24 protein-coding genes are annotated in these 19,649 nt (G+C 47.3%); 10 read left to right on the forward strand and 14 right to left on the reverse strand.

What is annotated here, in order from left to right:
- The 8 genes from ACUJFL_RS03285 to ACUJFL_RS03320 form a co-directional block, all read right to left on the reverse strand.
- Positions 1–1,539 carry a hypothetical protein gene (locus ACUJFL_RS03285; RefSeq protein ID WP_445428493.1) on the reverse strand — a complete coding sequence of 513 codons (1,539 nt, stop codon included), beginning with the start codon at positions 1,537–1,539 and terminating at the stop codon, positions 1–3.
- Entirely contained in the window at positions 1,539–3,692 is a 2,154-nt protein-coding gene (locus ACUJFL_RS03290) for an HsdM family class I SAM-dependent methyltransferase (RefSeq protein WP_445428494.1), read from the reverse strand. The genes ACUJFL_RS03285 and ACUJFL_RS03290 overlap by 1 nt, the downstream gene beginning before the upstream one ends.
- A gap of 86 nt (positions 3,693–3,778) precedes the next feature.
- Positions 3,779–4,141 carry a hypothetical protein gene (locus ACUJFL_RS03295; RefSeq protein ID WP_445428495.1) on the reverse strand — a complete coding sequence of 121 codons (363 nt, stop codon included), beginning with the start codon at positions 4,139–4,141 and terminating at the stop codon, positions 3,779–3,781.
- 17 nt (positions 4,142–4,158) lie between these two features.
- Positions 4,159–4,347 carry a helix-turn-helix domain-containing protein gene (locus ACUJFL_RS03300; RefSeq protein WP_190365695.1) on the reverse strand — a complete coding sequence of 63 codons (189 nt, stop codon included), beginning with the start codon at positions 4,345–4,347 and terminating at the stop codon, positions 4,159–4,161.
- A gap of 489 nt (positions 4,348–4,836) precedes the next feature.
- On the reverse strand, positions 4,837–5,523 hold the full coding sequence (locus tag ACUJFL_RS03305) for a hypothetical protein (RefSeq protein ID WP_445428496.1): 687 nt from the start codon (positions 5,521–5,523) through the stop codon (positions 4,837–4,839).
- Between the two features lie 469 nt (positions 5,524–5,992).
- Positions 5,993–6,364 carry a DEAD/DEAH box helicase gene (locus ACUJFL_RS03310; RefSeq protein ID WP_445428497.1) on the reverse strand — a complete coding sequence of 124 codons (372 nt, stop codon included), beginning with the start codon at positions 6,362–6,364 and terminating at the stop codon, positions 5,993–5,995.
- Positions 6,365–6,763: 399 nt separating this feature from the next.
- Positions 6,764–7,135, reverse strand: coding sequence for a helix-turn-helix domain-containing protein (locus tag ACUJFL_RS03315; RefSeq protein ID WP_000354813.1), 372 nt, complete (start codon positions 7,133–7,135; stop codon positions 6,764–6,766).
- Between the two features lie 31 nt (positions 7,136–7,166).
- Positions 7,167–7,469: a type II toxin-antitoxin system HigB family toxin gene (locus tag ACUJFL_RS03320; protein ID WP_001926661.1), complete on the reverse strand. Its 303-nt coding sequence runs from the start codon at positions 7,467–7,469 to the stop codon at positions 7,167–7,169.
- Positions 7,470–7,793: 324 nt separating this feature from the next.
- On the opposite strand from ACUJFL_RS03320, the gene ACUJFL_RS03325 reads away from it, so the two are divergent.
- Together ACUJFL_RS03325 and ACUJFL_RS03330 are read left to right on the forward strand one after the other, a co-directional pair.
- Positions 7,794–8,135: a helix-turn-helix domain-containing protein gene (locus ACUJFL_RS03325; protein ID WP_445428498.1), complete on the forward strand. Its 342-nt coding sequence runs from the start codon at positions 7,794–7,796 to the stop codon at positions 8,133–8,135.
- Positions 8,128–9,357, forward strand: a complete 1,230-nt coding sequence (locus ACUJFL_RS03330) for a type II toxin-antitoxin system HipA family toxin (RefSeq protein ID WP_445428499.1) — start codon at positions 8,128–8,130, stop codon at positions 9,355–9,357. The genes ACUJFL_RS03325 and ACUJFL_RS03330 overlap by 8 nt, the downstream gene beginning before the upstream one ends.
- A gap of 208 nt (positions 9,358–9,565) precedes the next feature.
- Here the strand turns inward: ACUJFL_RS03330 and ACUJFL_RS03335 are convergent, their stop codons facing one another.
- The 3 genes from ACUJFL_RS03335 to ACUJFL_RS03345 form a co-directional block, all read right to left on the reverse strand.
- Positions 9,566–9,904, reverse strand: a complete 339-nt coding sequence (locus ACUJFL_RS03335; protein WP_445428500.1) for a hypothetical protein — start codon at positions 9,902–9,904, stop codon at positions 9,566–9,568.
- Position 9,905: 1 nt separating this feature from the next.
- On the reverse strand, positions 9,906–11,162 hold the full coding sequence (locus ACUJFL_RS03340; protein ID WP_445428501.1) for a tyrosine-type recombinase/integrase: 1,257 nt from the start codon (positions 11,160–11,162) through the stop codon (positions 9,906–9,908).
- Positions 11,163–11,525: 363 nt separating this feature from the next.
- Positions 11,526–12,386 (reverse strand): YicC/YloC family endoribonuclease, encoded by an 861-nt coding sequence (locus tag ACUJFL_RS03345; protein WP_445428502.1) that lies wholly within the window; start codon positions 12,384–12,386, stop codon positions 11,526–11,528.
- Between the two features lie 238 nt (positions 12,387–12,624).
- Here ACUJFL_RS03345 and rph point away from each other — a divergent pair, with 238 nt between their 5' ends.
- The 3 genes from rph to ACUJFL_RS03360 all read left to right on the forward strand — a co-directional run bounded on the left by rph (position 12,625) and on the right by ACUJFL_RS03360 (position 14,447).
- Positions 12,625–13,338 carry a ribonuclease PH gene (gene rph / locus ACUJFL_RS03350; RefSeq protein WP_445428503.1) on the forward strand — a complete coding sequence of 238 codons (714 nt, stop codon included), beginning with the start codon at positions 12,625–12,627 and terminating at the stop codon, positions 13,336–13,338.
- 9 nt (positions 13,339–13,347) lie between these two features.
- Positions 13,348–13,992, forward strand: coding sequence for an orotate phosphoribosyltransferase (pyrE, locus tag ACUJFL_RS03355; protein WP_226749328.1), 645 nt, complete (start codon positions 13,348–13,350; stop codon positions 13,990–13,992).
- Positions 13,993–14,069: 77 nt separating this feature from the next.
- The gene (locus ACUJFL_RS03360) at positions 14,070–14,447 is read left to right on the forward strand and encodes a diacylglycerol kinase (protein WP_226749329.1); all 378 of its coding nucleotides are present in this window, start codon (positions 14,070–14,072) and stop codon (positions 14,445–14,447) included.
- Between the two features lie 204 nt (positions 14,448–14,651).
- On the opposite strand, the gene slmA is transcribed toward ACUJFL_RS03360, so the two are convergent.
- From slmA to coaBC, 3 genes are read right to left on the reverse strand one after another with little or no spacing between them, the layout of a single operon-like run.
- Entirely contained in the window at positions 14,652–15,245 is a 594-nt protein-coding gene (gene slmA, locus ACUJFL_RS03365) for a nucleoid occlusion factor SlmA (protein WP_226749330.1), read from the reverse strand.
- Positions 15,246–15,261: 16 nt separating this feature from the next.
- Positions 15,262–15,720, reverse strand: coding sequence for a dUTP diphosphatase (dut, locus tag ACUJFL_RS03370; protein WP_329605539.1), 459 nt, complete (start codon positions 15,718–15,720; stop codon positions 15,262–15,264).
- The gene (gene coaBC, locus ACUJFL_RS03375) at positions 15,720–16,943 is read right to left on the reverse strand and encodes a bifunctional phosphopantothenoylcysteine decarboxylase/phosphopantothenate--cysteine ligase CoaBC (RefSeq protein ID WP_445428504.1); all 1,224 of its coding nucleotides are present in this window, start codon (positions 16,941–16,943) and stop codon (positions 15,720–15,722) included. Before coaBC ends, dut begins: the two co-directional genes overlap by 1 nt.
- Positions 16,944–17,035: 92 nt before the next feature.
- On the opposite strand from coaBC, the gene radC reads away from it, so the two are divergent.
- The 5 genes from radC (at position 17,036) to mutM (ending at position 19,647) form a co-directional block, all read left to right on the forward strand.
- The gene (radC, locus tag ACUJFL_RS03380; protein ID WP_226749333.1) at positions 17,036–17,710 is read left to right on the forward strand and encodes a RadC family protein; all 675 of its coding nucleotides are present in this window, start codon (positions 17,036–17,038) and stop codon (positions 17,708–17,710) included.
- A 164-nt stretch (positions 17,711–17,874) separates the two neighbouring features.
- Positions 17,875–18,111, forward strand: a complete 237-nt coding sequence (rpmB, locus tag ACUJFL_RS03385; RefSeq protein WP_026349251.1) for a 50S ribosomal protein L28 — start codon at positions 17,875–17,877, stop codon at positions 18,109–18,111.
- Positions 18,112–18,122: 11 nt separating this feature from the next.
- A complete protein-coding gene (gene rpmG, locus ACUJFL_RS03390; RefSeq protein ID WP_008219722.1) occupies positions 18,123–18,278 on the forward strand; it encodes a 50S ribosomal protein L33 in 156 nt (51 codons plus the stop codon).
- A gap of 94 nt (positions 18,279–18,372) precedes the next feature.
- Complete coding sequence (locus ACUJFL_RS03395; RefSeq protein ID WP_306177224.1) at positions 18,373–18,834, forward strand: hypothetical protein; 462 nt, start codon at positions 18,373–18,375, stop codon at positions 18,832–18,834.
- Positions 18,835–18,837: 3 nt separating this feature from the next.
- Entirely contained in the window at positions 18,838–19,647 is an 810-nt protein-coding gene (gene mutM, locus ACUJFL_RS03400) for a bifunctional DNA-formamidopyrimidine glycosylase/DNA-(apurinic or apyrimidinic site) lyase (protein ID WP_306177223.1), read from the forward strand.
- The last annotated feature ends 2 nt before the right edge of the window (positions 19,648–19,649 follow it).

Here is a 19,649-nt window from a genome sequence, read left to right on the forward strand (position 1 = left end):
TTACTCCTCAGCCTCAGTTTGGGCGGCACTTTCCAGCAAACGGTAAAGCTCATCAATATCGCTAAACAGCGGTGTGGCACCGTCAATGGCGTAACCTTGGTTGCTGAGTTTACTTAATATGGCTTGGTCTAAGCGGTTATCGCCATCATCCAAGGATTGTTGGGCTTGGATTAGCTGTTGTTCGGTCAACTGACCTTCTATTAGGGCTTCGACTAGGTTTTTGGCGGCGCTTGTGAGATTCATTGAAGCTCTAATAGCAAGTTCATAGTTATTTAAAAGCTCTAAACATTTCGCTTTTTCATTAAGAACATATTCAGGAATACTTAGTGCGAGTAATTCTTCTTGCCCAATTTGGGGTTGAACCGCACCATAGCTAATTTTATGAAGCAAAACTTTCCCTGCTGCGGAATTCAGGAAAACGGCCACAGCAGCTGCGGTTTCTTCATCATTGAATTCTAATCGAATCAAATGACTACTAATTGCACAGCCTTTATCCAATGCGTGCACTTTTACGGCCGTGCCGATTGACCCTGTTCGCACCACTAAAGCACAAGACTCATGAATAATTGCCTTTGCTGGCACGTCGACGCTTTTACTGATCTTGGGGGCGGCTTGTGCGTTTAGGCGGCCTGACGAAACTTCAGATACGGTAATGTAAGCCAAACCACTTTCAATAAATGAACGCTCCTCAAAACCATTAGCAACCGATTTGATTAAGCTACCCAGCGCCATTCCAGTTTTACGAGCAAAACGGTGAACGGCAATAGCTTTATTACCGTAGTATTTAGGGTCCAACCTATTTGATAAATCGTTTAGTTGTGGGCGACTAGTTTTTGTTTCAGCCGTGTTGCAAACCGATAAGTAGTCATCATTTGATGTCAACAGGTGCTCAATTGAACTTTCCAACCGCTTCGCCCAAGCGCGCAGTTGCTCGGCTTGGCGAACTTTATCCCCGATGTATTTTTGGGCCTTTATGTCAGGATGAAAAACACGGATATCAGGTATAGCATGCAAGCTAACGTGACTGAAAATCGCACCGCCACTAAGTCGCTGTAATTGTTTCTGACCGTAGGGACTATTCAGATAAACAACGAGGTAATCTCTGTCAATCGTGGAATTCTTTGCAAGCTTAATATTGATAATATCGGAGACTGAATTTGTGTAGGGATATGGCGCACAACAAAGAACGGCGGCAGCACCAACATTACCACTCTTGTTTATGATGATGTCGCCATCTTCAACTCTACACTTCGCCCACTCTATATCCGCGTCTTTCGAAATGTATTTCGCATCATCAATATATGCATGAAGCCCCTTGACCTGTTTAGTTGATACATATGGAACTGCGTCTTCAGTATCAGCATCAACATAATCCTTGGCGATTGTTCCTGTAATTCCCAACTTAGGCTTTTGACTCAAAAACTGCGATAGAAATGGGGCACTCGCAACTTTCTTAACGTAGTTGATAATTTCAGGGCTGTACGACGGCGCAGCGATAATGTCTATTAATTCATTAGGACTGTATCTTTTAGCAAACATCACTCACCCCGCTTATAAGCCGACACAATCTTATCCAGATCATTAGCGACACCAGCGTTATAGTCTTCGATATTGTTTTTCACCACATATCCCAAGGTTTCGGCTACGGCCATAAACACCTCGGTTTGTGGCTCGGGTAAAAACTGCTCGGGCTGGTTTGGGTTAGCGTGGCGTTTTTGCAAATACAAAATCGAGGTTTTTGCGCCTGTGCCAGAGAGTTTAAAGCAGTCGCTAGGTAATGAGATCACCGCTTTAACGATGGCTTTACCACCCACAAACTCGCCAGTTTGTTCGTCTTTTTTGCCCATAATGTACTCGCGCACATAACGGTCGCCGGAGTTACACAAAATACCATCGGGTAAGACAATCATTAAACGGCCTCCGGGCTTAAGCAGTTGCAGGCAGCGGTCAATAAACAACACCGCAGGATCAATGGTGGAGCTCACGGGCTGCCAGTTGCCTTTGCTGTCGGGTTTGCTGCCAAGGGCTAAACCTTCTGTGCTCGGCTGCAAACTGTAAACGGGCTTTTTATCGGTACCGCCGGTGCGGCGTAAATCGGTGCGGTAACCGGCCCATTTTGGGTTGCCATTGTCATCCAGTTCTAAATCGCCGGTATCTTGCCATTTCATTTTCAGGTGGTCGTAGTAGGCGTTGTAGCTATCGACCACTTTTTCGGCTGGGCGAAAGCCACCAAGCACTTGCTCCATATTGGCTTCGTAGTTCTTTTTCGATTCCTGGCCTTTTTTATCTTTACCAAATTTTGGGGTGCCAAAGGGCGGGTTGGTACAGATCAGGTCAAAGCTATTGGGCTTAAGCGCTTGGGTGGTCAGTGAGTTATCGGTATAGAAAATTTGCGCTTTAGGTGCGTTTTGCAGCGCCATATTGACGCGGGCCAACATTACCATACGTGGCGCGGCGTCAGCACCGGTAAAGGCACTTTCGCGTAGCTTCTGTTTTAGCTGTTCTTTTTTGTCGTCGGCCAGCACCAGTTTAAAGTCGATCCATTTATCAATTTGGCTGAGGGCCACCGAGCCAAAACCAAAGGAGCCACAAGTTGGATCGCAGAAACGGAAATCACCATTGGCCAAGCGCGAGCGCATTTCGTCGTCATCGTCGATATCGTGCATCGCGATTTCGAGCATGGCTTGTTTAACAGGGTTTGGTGTGAGGTATACGCCAAGGCCACCTTTAGATTCAAAGTTAGCGCGTAGGAACACATCGAACACGCGGCCAAGTAAATCACCGGAGACATCGCCCAAGGTGCCGTGCTCTTTAATGGTTTTGCCATCGTTGGTTTTGAGTGGCCCTAGGTTTTGTATCGCTTCGAGCAGGTCTTGGTAGTTTTTGGCTACCGAGAGGCGCAAATGGGTGTCTTTACCAAAAATGGCGTTGCGTGAGCCATCGTCTGAAATGACCACGTAGTCTTCGTGGCTTTTAAATTGTTCAAACGCCGCTTTGATTTGCTCTACTGCTTTATCGCCGTGATTGGCAACATACTGCCAATCGTACACATCGCGAAAACGTAAGGTATTGCCCGCTTCGTCGTTAAAGGTGAGCTCTTCATCGTGGTGGACACGAAAGCTTTCTAAAAACAGTAGCTTGGCGACTTCTTCGATGATGTCGTTTTTGTCGTTTACTTTGTCTTTGGTAACGCGATAAACGTTTTCATGAAAGGCATCAAAGCGCTGCATTAAGCGGGTATAAATGCGCATTGACCAACGAAAGGTTGGGTCGCGCTCTAGGCGGTCAAAACTGCGCAATTCTTCAAGACTTGGCAGGCTGTCGACTCCGTGGGTGCCATCTGAGCCATCGGCACCAAATAACGCCAATATACGCTGGTTGCTGCCATCGGCCACCACGGCAAACACTGGCCAGTCACCCTCGATATCGCTTAACAGTTGAAAGGCTAACTCATCAAACTTAGCGGTATCGGCGGCGTATTCCCAATGGCCTTCAGCCAGTGCCACCAGCATAACCGGTGGCGTTAAGTTGCCTTCGACCAAGCCTTGAATTAACCCAGCTTTAGCAAATTCGTGCTCGGGCAGCTCAATTAATGGTTGGGTGAACTCGGTGTGCTGCGTGGTTAGGTGATTAAACAGCGGTTCAAGCTGTTGCTTGGGATCTTGTTTTTTTGCTTTTTCTTCTTTTGCCATGATGTTTATTTCATTCTTTTATTAAGTCGTTCGACGATGCCTTTGGGTTGGTTGCGGGTGACTAAACCTGCCAATTCACCAACGTGCTAATTCAGTAAAATCAGCAAGGGCCCTTTTATGTCTAACTGTGCATGTTGCTGCGCCAGTTTGCGTATCTGTTGCTCGCTAGTAGTGATACCCGCTGGCAGCTTTTTTAGCACCAGTGCTAACGGCATGCGCCCACCGGCTTGTTGTAGCAGTGACACTAAATGCGCTGCAATATCAGGGGTTACCTGATAAGCCGCGGACGACTCTTTTTGCTGATTGTTTAGCGGTAACGAGGCCAGCCAAAGTGCGACTTGTGTTTGATTAAAACTAAGAGATTGCCACAAGGTTCGGTGTTCACTAAATACGGCGGCCGCGTTTTTAGGTGTAGAGCCGAGTTGTTTGATTAACTGCGCTATTTCCATGCTGCGGTGCTCCATGATTATTCTTTAGAGGCTGATTTTTGAGTTTGTTTAGCCACCCAAGTTGCCAAGTCACTTTGTTTAAAGCGCCAAGCGTTACCAACACGAAACCCTGGTAGTTCACCACTGGCAGCCAAACGGTAAATAGTGCGCTCATTGACCTTCAGGTATTGCGCGACTTCTTTGATGGTTAACACTTCATCGCTCATGACGAACAGACTCTTGTTTTGTCGAAAAAATACATTTAAATGCAGTTTATGTGAGTGGTTGGCTATGTCAATGGATTACTTATGGTTTTTAATAAGCGGTGTGCTAGCATCCAGACTCTTATTGTTTTGAGGATATGTGATGAATACTCGAACCTGTTCAATTTGCGAGATGGGTCAACTCATCCTGCATACTGAAATGGTTACGGTTGAGTATTTGGACCAACAAGACCAAATTGAAAGCCAGTATTGAATGTGTGATTACTGTAATAGTGAACAGGCAGGCGCAGATGAAGCTCGTTTTAATAAGCTCGCCATGAATGACATTAAAAAGCAGGAACTTAAAACAGTCTGATACATACTGCCAATTAAAAAGCGACATCAAATAATATCGAGCTATTTGGCGCTTTTGATATTAAAATCGCACCAACAACACCCCTCCCGCTACCCGTTAGATCAGCGCCCTGCGAGGGGTTACTCTTTTTCAGGCTTCTAATTTTTGGTACCGTAATGAGTTACGGCACCAAAATTCGCTTTCAACCACACATCACTCTCCGGCTCGCAAAGGTGGTGCAGCAGCGCTAGGTTAATCTGGTGGCTGATCACGTTGCCGTTTGGTTTTCCGTTGGCTTTTCTTAAGCCACTCAGTAACAACCCTGTGCACGATTTACCCATTTGCTCCGGCGAACTGGGCAGGCAAAAGGCGCGGTTTTGCTGTTTGGGGTGCAAGGTAGCGCGTTTTCCTGTTTTAGATAAAGGCGTAATGCACCAAAAAATACAGGCGTTGGCCGGTGTGTTTGCTTGCAATGTTCTGGTTTGGCTTGTGCAATCCCCATTTACCGGTAACAAATGCGCTGGTAACAAAACCAAGCCGCCTTGCGCGTGGCCATCAACCTCAGGCAAAGGTAGCCAATACAGGTTTGGCCATTGCTCGGGGTGCTGCCATTTTTCTACGATCTCTTGTGCGCCAATGCTGTTCAGCCATTGGTGAATCGGGCAGCCTGGGTGCGCTTGTTTAACGCGTGGTAACTGATAGGTCAGCCAGCGGGTTAAACGTTCGGCGGCATTCTCGCACTGGCTCAATGCTGGGTAGAGGGTAAACGCGCCATACCCAGCCAGTAAAGCGACCACCTGCTTTATCCATTCTCTATCCCAATCGTTGCCACTTGCCCATAACACGTCACTTATCACCTTGTTGGTTCGTCATGCCGTCTATTTTCAGTGGTCGGGTGCAGACTCGGTGGTGAATTAGATGAAAGAAATGGCCATCAAACTAACCAGTCAAATCGGTTTTTTATGATGACCTGTGCGCGGCTAACTGTTTGAAATACATCGTCCAATACGGCGCTGTTTGGCGGCATTTGGCTAGTGCAAAAAAATCGAGACGCCAAACGATCGTTTGCATTCTGGGTTTAAAAAACCAAACGGTTTGTACTTTGGATTCGAGGTTGGTTTAGGGTGCAAAAAGCGCCAAACCTTGCTTTGATCCAGTACTGGCAAGGCTTAGCAGCGTTGGATTTCAATCGAGACGCCAAACAGTAAATGGGCTGATTTCCCTGTTTGGCGTTTCGATCCAAAAGCCAAACGGATAGTGGTTTTGGCGTATGGGGGTAAAGGCATGGGGAAGTGTTTAATGAAGCGCTGCTGTTTATTTTGGCTTGGTATTTGATAAAGGGACGTTTTCTAACTTCAGTGAAGGTTGCTTGTCACTGTTACCCTCAAAGTATTCAAGGGCGTACCCCATTGCCTTGTAGCTTTTCTCGCGTTTTTTAAACATGCGTTGCAGCATAGGGAGGGCGCAGTCCACATAGTCGTGAATGGTGACTTGTGTTTTTCCTTCCGATCCACGATGAATACGACCGGCATATTGGGCCAACGTACCTTTCCATGCGATTGGCATGGCCAAAAACAACGTATCCAGTCTTGGCAGGTCAAACCCTTCACCCACATATTTTCCTGTTGCGACGACTTGAGCCGATTGCAGATGATTATCTGCATTCTTGCGTTCGGCAGCTTTCATGGCGCCTTTGAGTACGACAGTGCTTATACCCATCTTGGTAAGTTATGAGTGTATTTCCTCTGCGTGCTCTCTACGCTCTGTAAGGACTAACGGGTGTCCGCCATTTTGAACACACTGAGAGGCGTCTGAGACAATTTTTGAAGTGCGCTGTTGGTTATCGACGAGCCAGCGGTAGGCATCGCTTATTTTGGGGCGCTCATCTGTTTTTATTAGCTCAGCTGGCGGTATAGTTCTGGCGTGAATGTCTGTACTGAACGCTCGTTTTGAGCGCTACGCAAAGCTTCTCTTAATGCGAGAAGCTGCTGCTTTTCGTTTTCAAGCTCAGCTAGCCTGTTATCAATAGCAGAAATGTTTGGGTAGCGAGCGTCATTCATGACAACATAATTTTTATGCGCAGCGCTATGAAGCGCGAACTTGCGGCGGTTTGATCAGCGACTCTGCTGGAATACCTAGCCCTTCATGAAGTTTCCAAATCATTTTTAGCGTGAGTGATCGCTTATGGTTTAGGATTTCATAAACACGATTGCTTTTACCTATCATGGGTTCAAGATCTTTAACCGTTAAGCCTTTGCGCTCCATCTCAAACTTTATTGCCTCAACAGGGTCTGGCAAATCCATTGGAAAATGCTTTGCTTCGTAGGCCTCGACTAACGTAACCAAAATGTCCAGCTTTTCGCCTTCAATGGTATCTGGCTCCGCCATCATTAGGTTTTCGATGTCGTTTAATGCCGCGCGGTAGTCGGCATCTGTTTTAATAGGTCTGATGTCCATTATATTTACCTCTTGTTACTACCGTTTGGCTTCAAATCGTTTGCACATCAATTTTATCGTATTGCGCATGGCTGCCGATAAACCGTATGTAAACCACTTTGTAGGCATAATTGATCCAAACAACTAACCGGTACTTATTACCGGCAATGTTAAACACGACACGCCCATCTTTGAGGATGCTGGCATTTCTGAAGTCCTGTTTCACATCCGCCGGTGAGCCCCAATCAGCGTTTAATGCATGCCTATACCACGCTAAAGTTGGCTCTTTAGCGTCAATGTATTCTGGGCTGTCTTCCCAAAATGTTTTTAAGGTTGATAGTGCGATAATTCTCATAAACAGATGTTAGTCCCATATTGGGACTTTTGCAAGTTTGTAGTTTGATTGACTGAAAGGAGTTGTTGGCACGGCCCCCAATTGCCCCATTCCTTGGGGCGGCTAAAATTCCTCTTATTCACCCTCTAAAGCTTGCGGTATCAAGTGTTGCCCCACTGTCCCAAAGCCCACAGTAAGTGAGCGCGCGCGTTACGTTTTATCTATAATTGTATATCAAGAAGTGATTAGTGATACATAATAGCTAATCATTCTTGTGTTCGTGGGATTGCGGTGATATGTTTTTGTATATAATTATTCCTAATTGATTCATTAAGGCGTATCGAAATGAGCTATGTAACAGAGCAGATACTAGAAAGTCTTCGAGAAGCTCGGGTACGCAAGGGGTTTAGCCAAAGAGAGTTAAGCGCGCGTTCGGGGGTGCCGCAAAGTCATATTTCGAAAATCGAGTCTGGCGGTGTTGATTTAAGAATATCCAGTTTGATTGCACTTGCCCGTGTACTCGACCTAGAGCTATTGGTTGCGCCTAAAAAGTCAGTTCCTGCCATCAAGTCGATCATTCGAAGCAGCCGAGGTGTTTATCATAACGGGTCAAACAATAATGGTATCAACGATGAAGCTGAGCAGATGTCACCGGCATATCAGTTAGGGGAAGACGACGATGACTAATCATGTTTCTACGCTCAACGTGTTGCTCTACGGTGAGCCCATAGCAACGATCACCAACGTGGGCAATGACAGAACGCTTTTTGCCTTTATGGATTCGTACATTCATGATGAATCACGGCCCGTGTTAGGGCTGGGTTTTAAAGATGCACTGGGTGGCTTACTGACTAGTTTTAAACCGACCCAAACCAAGTTAACTCCGTTTTTCTCTAACCTTTTGCCAGAAGAAACCATGCGTCATTACCTGGCAGAGCGTGCCGGAGTGAATCCAGCGCGGGAGTTTTTTCTATTGTGGGTGTTAGGACAAGATTTAGCAGGTGCGATCACGGTTGAACCTGCTGATGGCGAAGCGCTGCCGCCTAATGTGCATCAAGACATTGACGATGAAACGGAAATTGAATCACCAATGCGTTTTTCATTAGCGGGTGTACAGTTGAAGTTTTCAGCCGTACAACAGGCAAGCGGTGGTTTGACTATTCCGGCAACCGGTAAAGGTGGCTCTTGGATTGTGAAATTGCCATCGTCTCGCTTTGACGCTGTGCCAGAAAATGAATATTCGATGATGGAATTGGCTCGCATGTTGGGGATGGATGTGCCAGAAACGCAGCTACTCCCGATTAACCAGATTGCTAATATCCCAGAGGGTATTGGTAAATTTGGCGATGCTTTTAAAAATGCTCAGGCGTTTGTGATCAAGCGCTTTGATCGTGCAGGTGATCAAGCCGTACATATTGAAGATTTTGCGCAAGTGTTTGGCGTCTATCCTCAAGATAAATACAAAAAAGCCAGTATGCGCAATATTGCTCAGGTTATCGGCATCGAAGGTCAAGACGAAGACATTGCAGAATTTACGCGTCGATTGGTGTTCAATACCCTAATTGGCAATGCGGATATGCATCTGAAGAATTGGTCTGTGATTTACAAAGACAAGCGCGCAGCATCGATTGCACCTGCTTATGACTTTGTCTCGACCATTCCTTATATCCCCGATGATAGTGCATCGCTGAAGGTGAGTCGTAGCAAGAAATTCAGTGATTTCACGCTGGATGAGCTGTCACACTTGGCGGCTAAAGCCATGCTGCCAGAAAAATTGGTGTTAGATACTGCCAAGCAAACCGTGGCAGGCTTTCATGAAATCTGGGCGAAAGAAAAAGCGCATTTACCACTTACTAAGTCGATGATTGAAGCAATCGAAACACATTTGCGAAGCATACCGCTACGCTAAAATGAGAACCGACGCGTACAGAAATGCAGAGGCGTCGGTCATATTGGCTTGAAGATTATGTTTGGTGGCTTGTTTTGTCAATCAAAGCCCCAATTGCCCCATTCCTTGGGGCGGTTCACATCCCTCTTATTCACCCTCTGAAGCTCGGCATATCAAGTGTTGCCCCATTGTCCCAACTGCCCACGGTAAGTGAGCAAATGGGGGCTTGCTAGTTTCGCCTGATGGGCCTTTTCGGCATGCGGCTGCGTTTGCCATCGAAGAAGGCCAATACTCTGAACCAATAGAGTGATTCTTCATACCCCAAGCTGTGCGTTGGGCGTGCAGGCGGGATGAGCCCCAGTTTGCGTCCTAAACTGACAATCACGAAGAACATGAGCTTTAGCATCAACCAAGGAGCGAGGACCACGAATACCATCAGGCAATGCCGAGTAAGTGCGTAGCCTATACCATGAGGTTGTTCGACTAAGGCAATGCCAATACACCAACCAAGCCCTGCCAGCATGGTGATTGGAAAGGTAATGGGGGCGAGTCGCATCATAAATTGCATGTTAATGCCCTCCTTTGTGCTGTTGCGAATGTGGCTCAAAGTTCACTAGCGGTTCAACCACATCAGCCACGGTTTGATGGGCAATTCGGCGCTCTTCAAAGTAATCGTGGCGGTCGTAGATACCCTCAACGCCTTTTAGCTTATGGTTAAGACAGCGTTCGGCTACGTTGCCTGCAATACCCAAAGAGGCGGCAAGGCTGCGAAAGGTGCGGCGTAAATCGTGTACGGTGAAGTGTTCAAGTTTGCCCATTTTATTGGGAGGCTGTTTTTTGCGCCCAGGCTCGCGACCAAAGAGCTTAGAAATGGCACGGTTTAGCGTATCTGGCCCCATATGTGGACGATGGCTTGCTCGCCTGGCTGGGAAAACATAAGGCGAGCCACAAGCGCGGATTTGCAACTCGTTAAACCAAGCAATGGCTTGGCGTGGTAAGGGGATGCTGATTGGCACGCCGGTTTTGCTGCGTTCTTTGGGCAGATCCCACACGCCTGTGGTTAAATCCATTTCACGCCACATGGCTTCGCACAGTTCGCTTTTGCGTACACCCAATACCAAAAACAGGCAGCAAGCGAGGTAGTTGTCGCGGCCAAAGCTATTGATATGGGTATGAAACACGCTAAAGGCGTAGTGAATTTCCTCTTTGCTAAGCATCCTGTCTTTACTGGACTCCACGCCACCGGCATCGTCCACGGTAAAGGCTGCGGCTGGGTTGTTCAGCGTTAAGTCGAGCTTTATCGCATGCCGAAACAGCTGCTTCATGTACATCAAGGTATCGTTGGCAATGGTAGGGCGGTTACTTTCTCGAATACGCTCTAATACTTCGCGCACATGTGTGGGGCGCACAGCTTGGATAGAAAGTTGACCAATCACTGGTGCAATCTCTTTGGTAAAAACACGTTTGGGTATATTGGGGTGCTTTAACCGGCGACTTAAGTCTTTGGCATACCAGTCTTGAAACAGCTGGCTGACATTTTGGATCTCTGGGATGGTTTCAATAGCGCGAATTGCTAATGGATCTTCACCTTGCTGAAGTTGTAGCTGCATTTTAGATGATTCAAGTCGAGCCTCTGCTAAGGTCATACTTGGATATTGACCGAGCGTGGCTTCTCGTCGCCCGTTTAGGCTGGTATACCTTAGCATCCAATACGGCATGCCAGATTTTCTTACGCAAAAATATAGGCCATTACCATCACTGTATTTTTTGTTTGCTGCTGCGGTGCGAGCATAAGATTGCACCTGAGTTGCGGTTAGTTTTGCCATCGTTTGTTACTCTATATTCCTAAGAAATCGTTAAAATTTGCTCACCATTGCCCACCACTGTTTGTTTATCGATTGGTTCGATAGTTGAGTGATTGAACAATCTGCAAGCAGCACGATAAGTGAGGATGGCATAAGGCGGTGGTGAGATAGATGCAAAAATCTGCTCACCAGATACCTTGACTTTTTGCTTATTGAGTCAAAAAAACAGGTCTTGCCCACCATTTTGCCCACCACTTAAACAGCAACTGGTAACGGACATCTGCAAACCGATTTGGACGGGGAAAATAAAAAAAGCCCTGTATTTACAAGTAAATAACAGGGCTTCTAAGACATTCTTGGACGGGTAACTTTCTACCCAGGAACCTATTCGATGTTTTGGATCTGCTCCCGCATCTGCTCTATCAACACCTTAAGCTCCACAGCCGCATTGGTAATCTCAGTGCTAATAGCTTTAGATGACAGCGTATTGGCTTCGCGGTTAAATTCCTGCATCATAAAGTCTAAACGGCGGCCGCAGGCGCCGCCTTTTTTTAGAGCGTGGCGGGTTTCTTTAATGTGGGCGTCGAGGCGGTCTAGCTCTTCGGCGACGTCAGATTTAGACGCTAAAAACGCCATTTCTTGTTCGAGACGGTTTTGGTCTAAATCGGCTTTAATTTCATTTAAACGGTTGGTGATGCGGTCACGCTGCCATTGCATGGCTTGTGGTAAATGTTCCCGTACAAAAACGACGCGCTCGCCAATGGCCGCAAGCCGCTGCTGGATCATATCTTCAATGGCAGTGCCTTCACGACCACGGCCTGCTAAGAAATCTTGCAGTGCGGCATCAAAACCGGCGAGCAGTTCGCCTTGCAAGGCGTCTAAGTCTTCTGTTGGTGTTTCCATGACACCGGGCCAGCGCAGAATATCAGCAATATTAAGTTGAGCTTGCGGGGCTTTTTGCAGTAATTGCTGCGCTTTTTGTAACAGCTGCTCGGCAAAAACGTCGTTTAGCGTCAGTTCTCCTGCAGCTTGGTTAGCATGAAAACGTAAATTCACTTCTATTTTGCCGCGTTGCAGGCTGTTACGCAGTTTGTCACGCAATAAACTTTCGAGGCCACGGAATTGCTCGGGCAAACGAAAGTACGATTCCAAATAGCGCTGATTAACAGAGCGAATTTCCCATTGAGCTGTACCCCAACTGGCTTTAGTTTCGTGGCGGGCGAAGGCGGTCATACTATGAATCATTGATTTGTTCCAAACAGCGAGAATATGGCCGAGTATACCTGAGTTTCAGGTTAAATGGCCAATATCAGCAGGAGCTTACCCTGTCGCCATCGGCGCAAGGGCATGGGTTAAAGTGGGTTGTTTATCATACCTAATGGGTTTGCTACCTGACTAAAACGTGATTGATTTGGGCTAGAGATAGCCCTTAGCGGTCTAAGCTCTTATAATAGCCCTTACATTTTTAGTCAGGAGAAGCTTTATGCGTCCAAGTGGCAGAACCGCCAGTCAAATCCGTCCTCTTTCATTTACCCGTAATTTTACCGCTCATGCCGAAGGTTCGGTGCTGGTGGAGTTCGGCAATACCAAAGTGATTTGTACTGCCAGCGTAGTGGAAGGTGTGCCACGTTTTTTAAAAGGCCAAGGTAAAGGCTGGATCACGGCAGAGTACGGCATGTTGCCTCGCGCGACGCATACACGTAATGACCGGGAAGCGGCACGGGGTAAGCAAGGCGGTCGTACCATGGAGATCCAACGCTTGATTGGTCGGGCACTGCGCTCCGCTGTAGATTTAAGTTTACTGGGTGAAAACACCATTACCATCGACTGCGATGTGATTCAGGCCGATGGTGGTACGCGTACGGCATCGATCACGGGTGCTTGTGTGGCACTGGTTGATGCGTTGAGCTATTTACGCAATAAAGGCGTGTTAAAAGTGAACCCGTTAAAATTCATGGTCGCCGCCGTGTCGGTGGGTATTTACAAAGGCACGCCGGTGGCCGATTTAGATTATGCTGAAGATTCTGCTGCTGAAACCGATATGAATTTAGTGATGACCGAAACAGGCCAAATCATTGAAATTCAAGGCACCGCAGAAGAGGCGCCCTTTAGTTTTGAGGAAATGCAACAGATGTTAGGCCTTGGCCATAGCGCCATTCTTGATATCGTCGCCGAACAAAAACGTGTATTGGCCTAAGAGGTTTGTATGAAAGCATTCCAGCGTGAGTTTATTGAATTTGCCTTAGCGCGCCAAGTGTTAAAGTTTGGCAGCTTTACCTTAAAGTCTGGCCGCACTAGCCCGTATTTTTTTAATGCAGGCTTGTTTAATACCGGTAGCGATTTAGCAAAGTTAGGTCGCTTTTATGCTGCGGCTTTACAAGATAGCGGCTTAGACTTCGATGTTCTATTTGGCCCAGCGTATAAAGGCATCCCAATTGCGACGACTACCGCGGTAGCCTTAGCGGATCACTATGACCGCGATGTGCCTTATTGTTTTAATCGCAAAGAAGCGAAAACCCATGGCGAGGGCGGCAATTTAGTCGGCGCACCTCTGCAAGGGCGCATCATGTTGGTGGATGATGTGATTACCGCGGGTACGGCTATTCGTGAATCGATGCAACTGATCCAAGCACAAGGCGCCACGCTAACCGGCGTGTTAATTGCGTTGGATCGGCAAGAGCGTGGCCAAGGTGAGTTATCAGCGATTCAAGAAGTTGAGCGTGATTTTGCGACTAAGGTGGTGTCGATTATCAGCTTGCCGGATCTGATCCATTATTTAATGGATAAACCGGAATTAGCTGAGCATTTGGCCGCGGTACAAGCTTATCGTGCAGAGTATGGTGTAAATTAATCTGTTCTTAAGATTTAATACCTAAGCTCACTAGCCAAATAAAGAAACAGCCTGTTAAGCACAGTTAGGAACGCACTATGATAAAGCCAAATGGCGTTGGGTTAGCAAGGGTGTTAAAAGCCGCTAAATGCTCTATGCAGGGCTTTGCTGCTGGCTGGCGGCACGAATCCGCTTTTCGTCAAGAAACGCTGTTAACCCTGCTGTCTGTGCCCTTAGCCGCGATGTTAGCGCAATCGGTCAGTCAATTTGCCTTGCTTGTTGGCGTATGGTGTTTAGTGTTAGTGGTTGAATTGCTTAATTCCGCTATTGAAGCATTAACCGACCGTGTCGGTTTAGAGCGGCATGAATTGTCAGGTCGGGCAAAAGATCTTGCTTCAGCCGCGGTGTTTACCAGCTTAGTCATTGTTGGTTTAGTGTGGGGAGCGGCGCTATGGGAGTGGTTTACGCTGCTTTAAACTGCCGGCTTGCTCAGGTGAGTTAAATAGCGGCTTTGATTGTCATTAACCGTTGGCCGTTGCAGCGCGCTCAGGCTCACGTTAGCGTGCAAGCATACGTTTTCGCCAATAAAGCTTTACGAATTAATACACTGGTTGAGTGACCGGTTAACGTTACAACAAGGCACCGCGAGTTTATCACTTTGCGGTGCTTTTTTTATTCGGTTATTGAAACACACTTTGCTCAAGTAACGCCCATTGATTACTCCAGCACTGTGTTGGCAAGCGTTTAAAGCCCGAGCGCACAAACTGGTTAATCTTACCTTCGACGGTGGCTAGCAATAAATTGGCGAGTTCTGCTTCGTCAATACTGAACCCTTTGCCTTCGCGCAATTTGCGCTCGCGCAAGCATTGGCGAAATTGTGCTTCTAACTTTTCAAACAAGACCGCCACTCTTTCCAAAAGCCGCTCTTGCTCACCTTGTAAGGCATCGCCGGTTAAAATTCGGCAAAAGCCGGGATTACGTTCGGCAAAAACTAATACTAACTGCAACATTAAACTGATGCGAGTTCGAGTATCTTTGTGCTCATCGCTAATTGCGTTTACCGTTGAAAGCAAGGTGTCTTCGATAAACTCAATTAAGCCTTCATACATGCGGGCTTTACTTGGGAAATGCCGATAAAGTGCGGCTTCCGATACGCCGACTTTTTCTGCTAGCGCCGCGGTCGTGATCCGTTGACCGTTACTGTTACTCTGCAGCATGGCGGCAAGAGCTTGTAAGATATCTTCTTTACGATTAGCGCGTTTTGGTGTTGTCATGCGAGCTGGACGATCCTTAATGTTTACCCGAGTGGCCAAAGCCACCTTCACCTCGTTCTGAGCTATCAAATAACTCAACCACGTTAAATTCTGTTTGCACTACCGGCATAAACACCAACTGCGCAATACGATCGCCGGGTTCAATGCTAAAGCTTTGTTGGCCGCGGTTCCACATCGAGACCATTAACGGGCCTTGATAATCAGAATCAATCAGCCCAACTAAGTTACCAAGAACGATACCGTGTTTATGGCCTAAACCCGAGCGCGGTAGAATGGTTGCACATAATTGTGCATCGCCAATATGGATGGCAATACCCGTAGGGATCAGTGCGGTTTCACCCGGGGCTAGCGTTAACGTTTGTTCGACACAAGCCCGCAGATCTAAACCGGCAGAGCCTGGAGTAGCATAAGCGGGTAAAGGAAACTCGTTGCCAATACGCGGATCGAGGATTTTTAGGTCAATAGCTTTTTTCATCATGGCTTCTTTTCTAATGCGTGATAATGTTGACTGATCAGGGCGATTAACTGCTCTGCTAATTGTTGTTTGGGTTGTACAGGTAAATCTAATTCGCCTAAGGGCCAAATCAGCGTAATGGCGTTTTGATTGCTGTTAAAGCCGCTATTAGGCTTAGAAACATCGTTGGCGCAGATCATATCCAGTTTTTTATTCAGTAATTTTTGCCGAGCATAATCGAGCACATTGCGTGTTTCTGCGGCAAAACCAACAGTAAAAGGTCGGTTTTTGTTCATGCCGGCAACGGCAGCAATAATATCGGGGTTTTTCACTAAGGTGAGATGCAGCTCACTCTCGCTGCCTTTTTTTAGCTTATCGGTGGCGATTTCGCTCATCCGATAATCTGCTACCGCGGCACAGCCAATAAAAATAGCGGATTGCGCGGCGGCAGTGAGTGCGGCTTGATGCATTTGCTCAGCACTTTCAACCTGAATCATTTGCACGCCGGCGGGCGCAGGCAATTGCACAGGCCCACTGATTAAGGTGACCTTAGCACCTGCTTTCACCGCCGCTTCAGCAAGGGCATAGCCCATTTTGCCAGAGCTGTGATTACTGATATAACGCACTGGATCAATTGCTTCGCGCGTAGGCCCTGCGGTAATAGTGAAAGTTAAGCCCGATAAAACGTGTTTAGAAGTAAGAAGCGGTTCAATTAACGCGACGATGTCTAGCGGTTCTAACATGCGGCCCGCACCCACATCACCACAGGCTTGCACACCCGAACCTGGCCCAAAAATGTGAAATTTATGTTCTTTTAATGTTGCGATATTTTTTTGTGTAGCTATATTTTTATACATTTGCTGATTCATCGCGGGTGCCACAGCCACGATAGCGTCACTTGCTAACACGCAAGTGGTTAATAAGTCATTCGCTAAGCCATGCGCTAAGCGGGCAATCACATCGGCACTGGCTGGGGCTACGATAATTAAATCAGCCCATTTTGCCAGCTCAATATGGCCCATCGCTGCTTCCGCTGACGGGTCGAGGAGGCTATGGCTTACCGGGTTTCCGGAGAGGGCTTGTAGCGTTAAGGGCGTAATAAAATGCTGGGCAGCATCGGTTAAGATCACCCGCACATCGGCGCCGCGTTCCGTTAAACGCCGCACTAAGTCAGCACTTTTGTAAGCGGCAATACCGCCGCTGATACCAAGTAAAATACGTTTAGAAGCAAGGCTTTGCTGCATAGCAGAAGCACCCTAGCCAGAATTAGATTGGCATAAGATAGCATGGAAACCGAAATTCAGCATCCGTTCAGCAGCGAGAAAAGGAGCGAGTTATGGCGATTACTGATTGGCCGCTTTCAGAGCGGCCGCGTGAAAAAATGTTGCAACTGGGCACGCAAGCCTTATCGGATGCGGAATTGCTCGCAATCTTTTTGCGTACTGGTATTGCAGGCACTGATGCCGTGGGTTTAGCTCGGCAGTTGTTGCAGCAATTTGGCAGTTTACGGGCGTTGCTTGGTGCCAGTAAAGCGGAGTTCTGCCAAGCAAGAGGCCTAGGCGAAGCGAAATACGTGCAATTACAAGCGGTATTGGAGCTGAGTCGGCGTTTTTTACAACAACAATTGCAGCGAGAAACGGTATTTACCGAGCCTGCATTAGTACGAAAATATTTGAGTTCCTTGTTGTCACAAGAGCAACGCGAGATATTTATGGTACTTTATCTTGATAATCAACATCGTATGATTTGTGCTGAGCCCTTATTTCAAGGCACAATTGATGCAAGCCCAGTCTATCCGCGTATTGTGGTTCAACACGCTTTACGGCATAATGCCGCGGCCGTTATTCTGGCTCATAATCATCCTTCTGGGGTGGCCGAGCCAAGCCGCGCCGATAGAGCAATAACGGAGCGCCTAACACAAGCCATGGCTTTGGTTGATATCAGAGTATTGGATCACTTTGTTGTGGGCGATGCAGAAGTCGTCTCTTTTGCTGAGCGTGGCTGGTTGTAAATGAGGACTTGGCACAACAAGGCGTTCTAGCTCATGGCTAAATTGTCTTGAGTTTGATTGCGCTTTCGTGTATAAAGTGCGCCCTCATCCATTTTCGGGGCAACCTTCAAGGCCAGAAGGGTGAAAGATAGCTCGAGCTGACGTAATTTTGGAGAAATATTGACATGTCTAGAGTATGCCAAGTAACTGGCAAAGGTCCGATGGTTGGTAACCGTCGTTCGCACGCCAACAACGCGACAAAGCGCCGTTTCCTGCCTAACCTGCAAACTCACCGTTTCTGGGTTGAAAGTGAAAACCGTTTTGTTACTTTACGTACAACCACTCGTGGTATGCGTATTATTGACAAGAAAGGTATCGATGCCGTCCTAGTTGACGTTCGTGCCAACGGTCACAAGGTATAAGGAATTAACAAATGCGCGATAAAATCCGTTTAGTTTCTTCTGCAGGTACTGGTTTCTTCTACACTACTACGAAGAACAAGCGTACCATGCCAGAAAAAATGGAAATCAAAAAGTTCGATCCTAAAGTGCGCAAGCACGTGATTTTCAAAGAAGCGAAAATCAAATAATCGAATTTACAAGAACCCGGCTTTCGCCGGGTTTTTGCTTTTTATACTGCCCCTGCGTTACTATTCTGCTGTCTTTTCTTTAAAACACATCATCATGCTGAAATTGTCTCGTCGTAATTGGAACAATGTACTGATTTTTGTTGTGCTGCTGCTGATGTTTAGCTTGTATGACTGGTCAGGTAATACCTATTTTGGCCGCGCAGAACGTGTAAGTTTGCTCCCTGACTCTAGCCAGCTGCTAAGTGTTTCTATTGGCTCAAAGCGTTTAGTACAAGCGGCAGGTCAATGGCAATGGCAACCTCATCAACCGAGCACGGTGTCTGCTACTGAGATGGCTGCGGCTTGGCAAACTACGCAACTCGTAGCAAGTAATGAAACGGCAGGTGCTAATTGGGTGCCTATTGCTCAAGCCAGTGTGCAATTAGTGGGGCAGTTTGAACCTCAGATCTGGTTGTTGTATCTCCAACCTAGCGGTTACTTAGTACAGCAAGTGGGGCGTACCCAGTTGTATTTGTTAGCGCCCGCCCAAGCGCGTTTGTTATTTACCTTGGAGTAGGCTGTGCCTGAATTACCAGAAGTAGAAGTATCCCGGCTGGGTATTAGCCCGCATTTACAGCAGCAAGTGATTACCAAGGTCGTTGCTCGACAACGGCAATTACGTTGGTGGATCCCGGATGAAGTGCTTGAGATCCAGCAGCAGCCAATCTTATCTGTCAGTCGACGTGCTAAATATTTATTGCTGGAACTGCCAAGCGGTAGTGTGATCTTGCATTTAGGTATGTCTGGCCATTTAAAAGTGGTATCGAACAGCGTCGCGCCAGCGAAACATGATCACATCGATTTTGTGCTGGGCAGTGGCCAATGTTTGCGCTTAAACGACACGCGTCGTTTTGGTGCGGTACTGTGGCAAGCCAATGGCAGCATCCATCCATTACTCGGGGCGTTAGGGCCTGAGCCGCTGACGGCAGACTTTACCGCGCAAACTCTGATCAGCCACTGTGCTAAACGTTCTGCCGCCATTAAATTGGTGCTGATGGATAACAAGGTGGTGGTAGGCGTAGGGAATATCTATGCCAACGAAGCGCTGTTTAAAGCAGGCATCGCACCGCAAGCCCCAGCCAATCAAGTCAGTGCAGAGAAATTACAGTTATTAACAACCGTAGTGAAAGAAACGCTGGCGGCCGCCATAGTGCAAGGTGGTACCACCTTGCGTGATTTTAGCCAAGTAGACGGCAAGCCAGGGTATTTTAAACAGGCGTTGTTAGTGTATGGGCGTGGCGGCAAGCCCTGCTTTAGCTGTGGTGAGCCGCTACAAGAAATCCGTTTAGGTCAGCGTAGCACGGTGTTTTGTCGGCACTGTCAACGTTAAAC

This window comes from Alishewanella sp. HL-SH05, from assembly GCF_052655985.1.

Bases quoted from the DNA above. Each gene is read 5' to 3' on its own strand.
- ACUJFL_RS03285 (WP_445428493.1), bottom strand. From the start codon at position 1,539: ATGTTTGCTAAAAGATACAGTCCTAATGAATTAATAGACATTATCGCT.
- ACUJFL_RS03290 (WP_445428494.1), bottom strand. From the start codon at position 3,692: ATGGCAAAAGAAGAAAAAGCAAAAAAACAAGATCCCAAGCAACAGCTT.
- ACUJFL_RS03295 (WP_445428495.1), bottom strand. From the start codon at position 4,141: ATGGAAATAGCGCAGTTAATCAAACAACTCGGCTCTACACCTAAAAAC.
- ACUJFL_RS03300 (WP_190365695.1), bottom strand. From the start codon at position 4,347: ATGAGCGATGAAGTGTTAACCATCAAAGAAGTCGCGCAATACCTGAAG.
- ACUJFL_RS03310 (WP_445428497.1), bottom strand. From the start codon at position 6,364: ATGAAAGCTGCCGAACGCAAGAATGCAGATAATCATCTGCAATCGGCT.
- ACUJFL_RS03315 (WP_000354813.1), bottom strand. From the start codon at position 7,135: ATGGACATCAGACCTATTAAAACAGATGCCGACTACCGCGCGGCATTA.
- ACUJFL_RS03320 (WP_001926661.1), bottom strand. From the start codon at position 7,469: ATGAGAATTATCGCACTATCAACCTTAAAAACATTTTGGGAAGACAGC.
- ACUJFL_RS03325 (WP_445428498.1), top strand. From the start codon at position 7,794: ATGAGCTATGTAACAGAGCAGATACTAGAAAGTCTTCGAGAAGCTCGG.
- ACUJFL_RS03330 (WP_445428499.1), top strand. From the start codon at position 8,128: ATGACTAATCATGTTTCTACGCTCAACGTGTTGCTCTACGGTGAGCCC.
- ACUJFL_RS03335 (WP_445428500.1), bottom strand. From the start codon at position 9,904: ATGCAATTTATGATGCGACTCGCCCCCATTACCTTTCCAATCACCATG.
- ACUJFL_RS03340 (WP_445428501.1), bottom strand. From the start codon at position 11,162: ATGGCAAAACTAACCGCAACTCAGGTGCAATCTTATGCTCGCACCGCA.
- ACUJFL_RS03345 (WP_445428502.1), bottom strand. From the start codon at position 12,386: ATGATTCATAGTATGACCGCCTTCGCCCGCCACGAAACTAAAGCCAGT.
- rph (WP_445428503.1), top strand. From the start codon at position 12,625: ATGCGTCCAAGTGGCAGAACCGCCAGTCAAATCCGTCCTCTTTCATTT.
- pyrE (WP_226749328.1), top strand. From the start codon at position 13,348: ATGAAAGCATTCCAGCGTGAGTTTATTGAATTTGCCTTAGCGCGCCAA.
- ACUJFL_RS03360 (WP_226749329.1), top strand. From the start codon at position 14,070: ATGATAAAGCCAAATGGCGTTGGGTTAGCAAGGGTGTTAAAAGCCGCT.
- slmA (WP_226749330.1), bottom strand. From the start codon at position 15,245: ATGACAACACCAAAACGCGCTAATCGTAAAGAAGATATCTTACAAGCT.
- dut (WP_329605539.1), bottom strand. From the start codon at position 15,720: ATGAAAAAAGCTATTGACCTAAAAATCCTCGATCCGCGTATTGGCAAC.
- coaBC (WP_445428504.1), bottom strand. From the start codon at position 16,943: ATGCAGCAAAGCCTTGCTTCTAAACGTATTTTACTTGGTATCAGCGGC.
- radC (WP_226749333.1), top strand. From the start codon at position 17,036: ATGGCGATTACTGATTGGCCGCTTTCAGAGCGGCCGCGTGAAAAAATG.
- rpmB (WP_026349251.1), top strand. From the start codon at position 17,875: ATGTCTAGAGTATGCCAAGTAACTGGCAAAGGTCCGATGGTTGGTAAC.
- rpmG (WP_008219722.1), top strand. From the start codon at position 18,123: ATGCGCGATAAAATCCGTTTAGTTTCTTCTGCAGGTACTGGTTTCTTC.
- ACUJFL_RS03395 (WP_306177224.1), top strand. From the start codon at position 18,373: ATGCTGAAATTGTCTCGTCGTAATTGGAACAATGTACTGATTTTTGTT.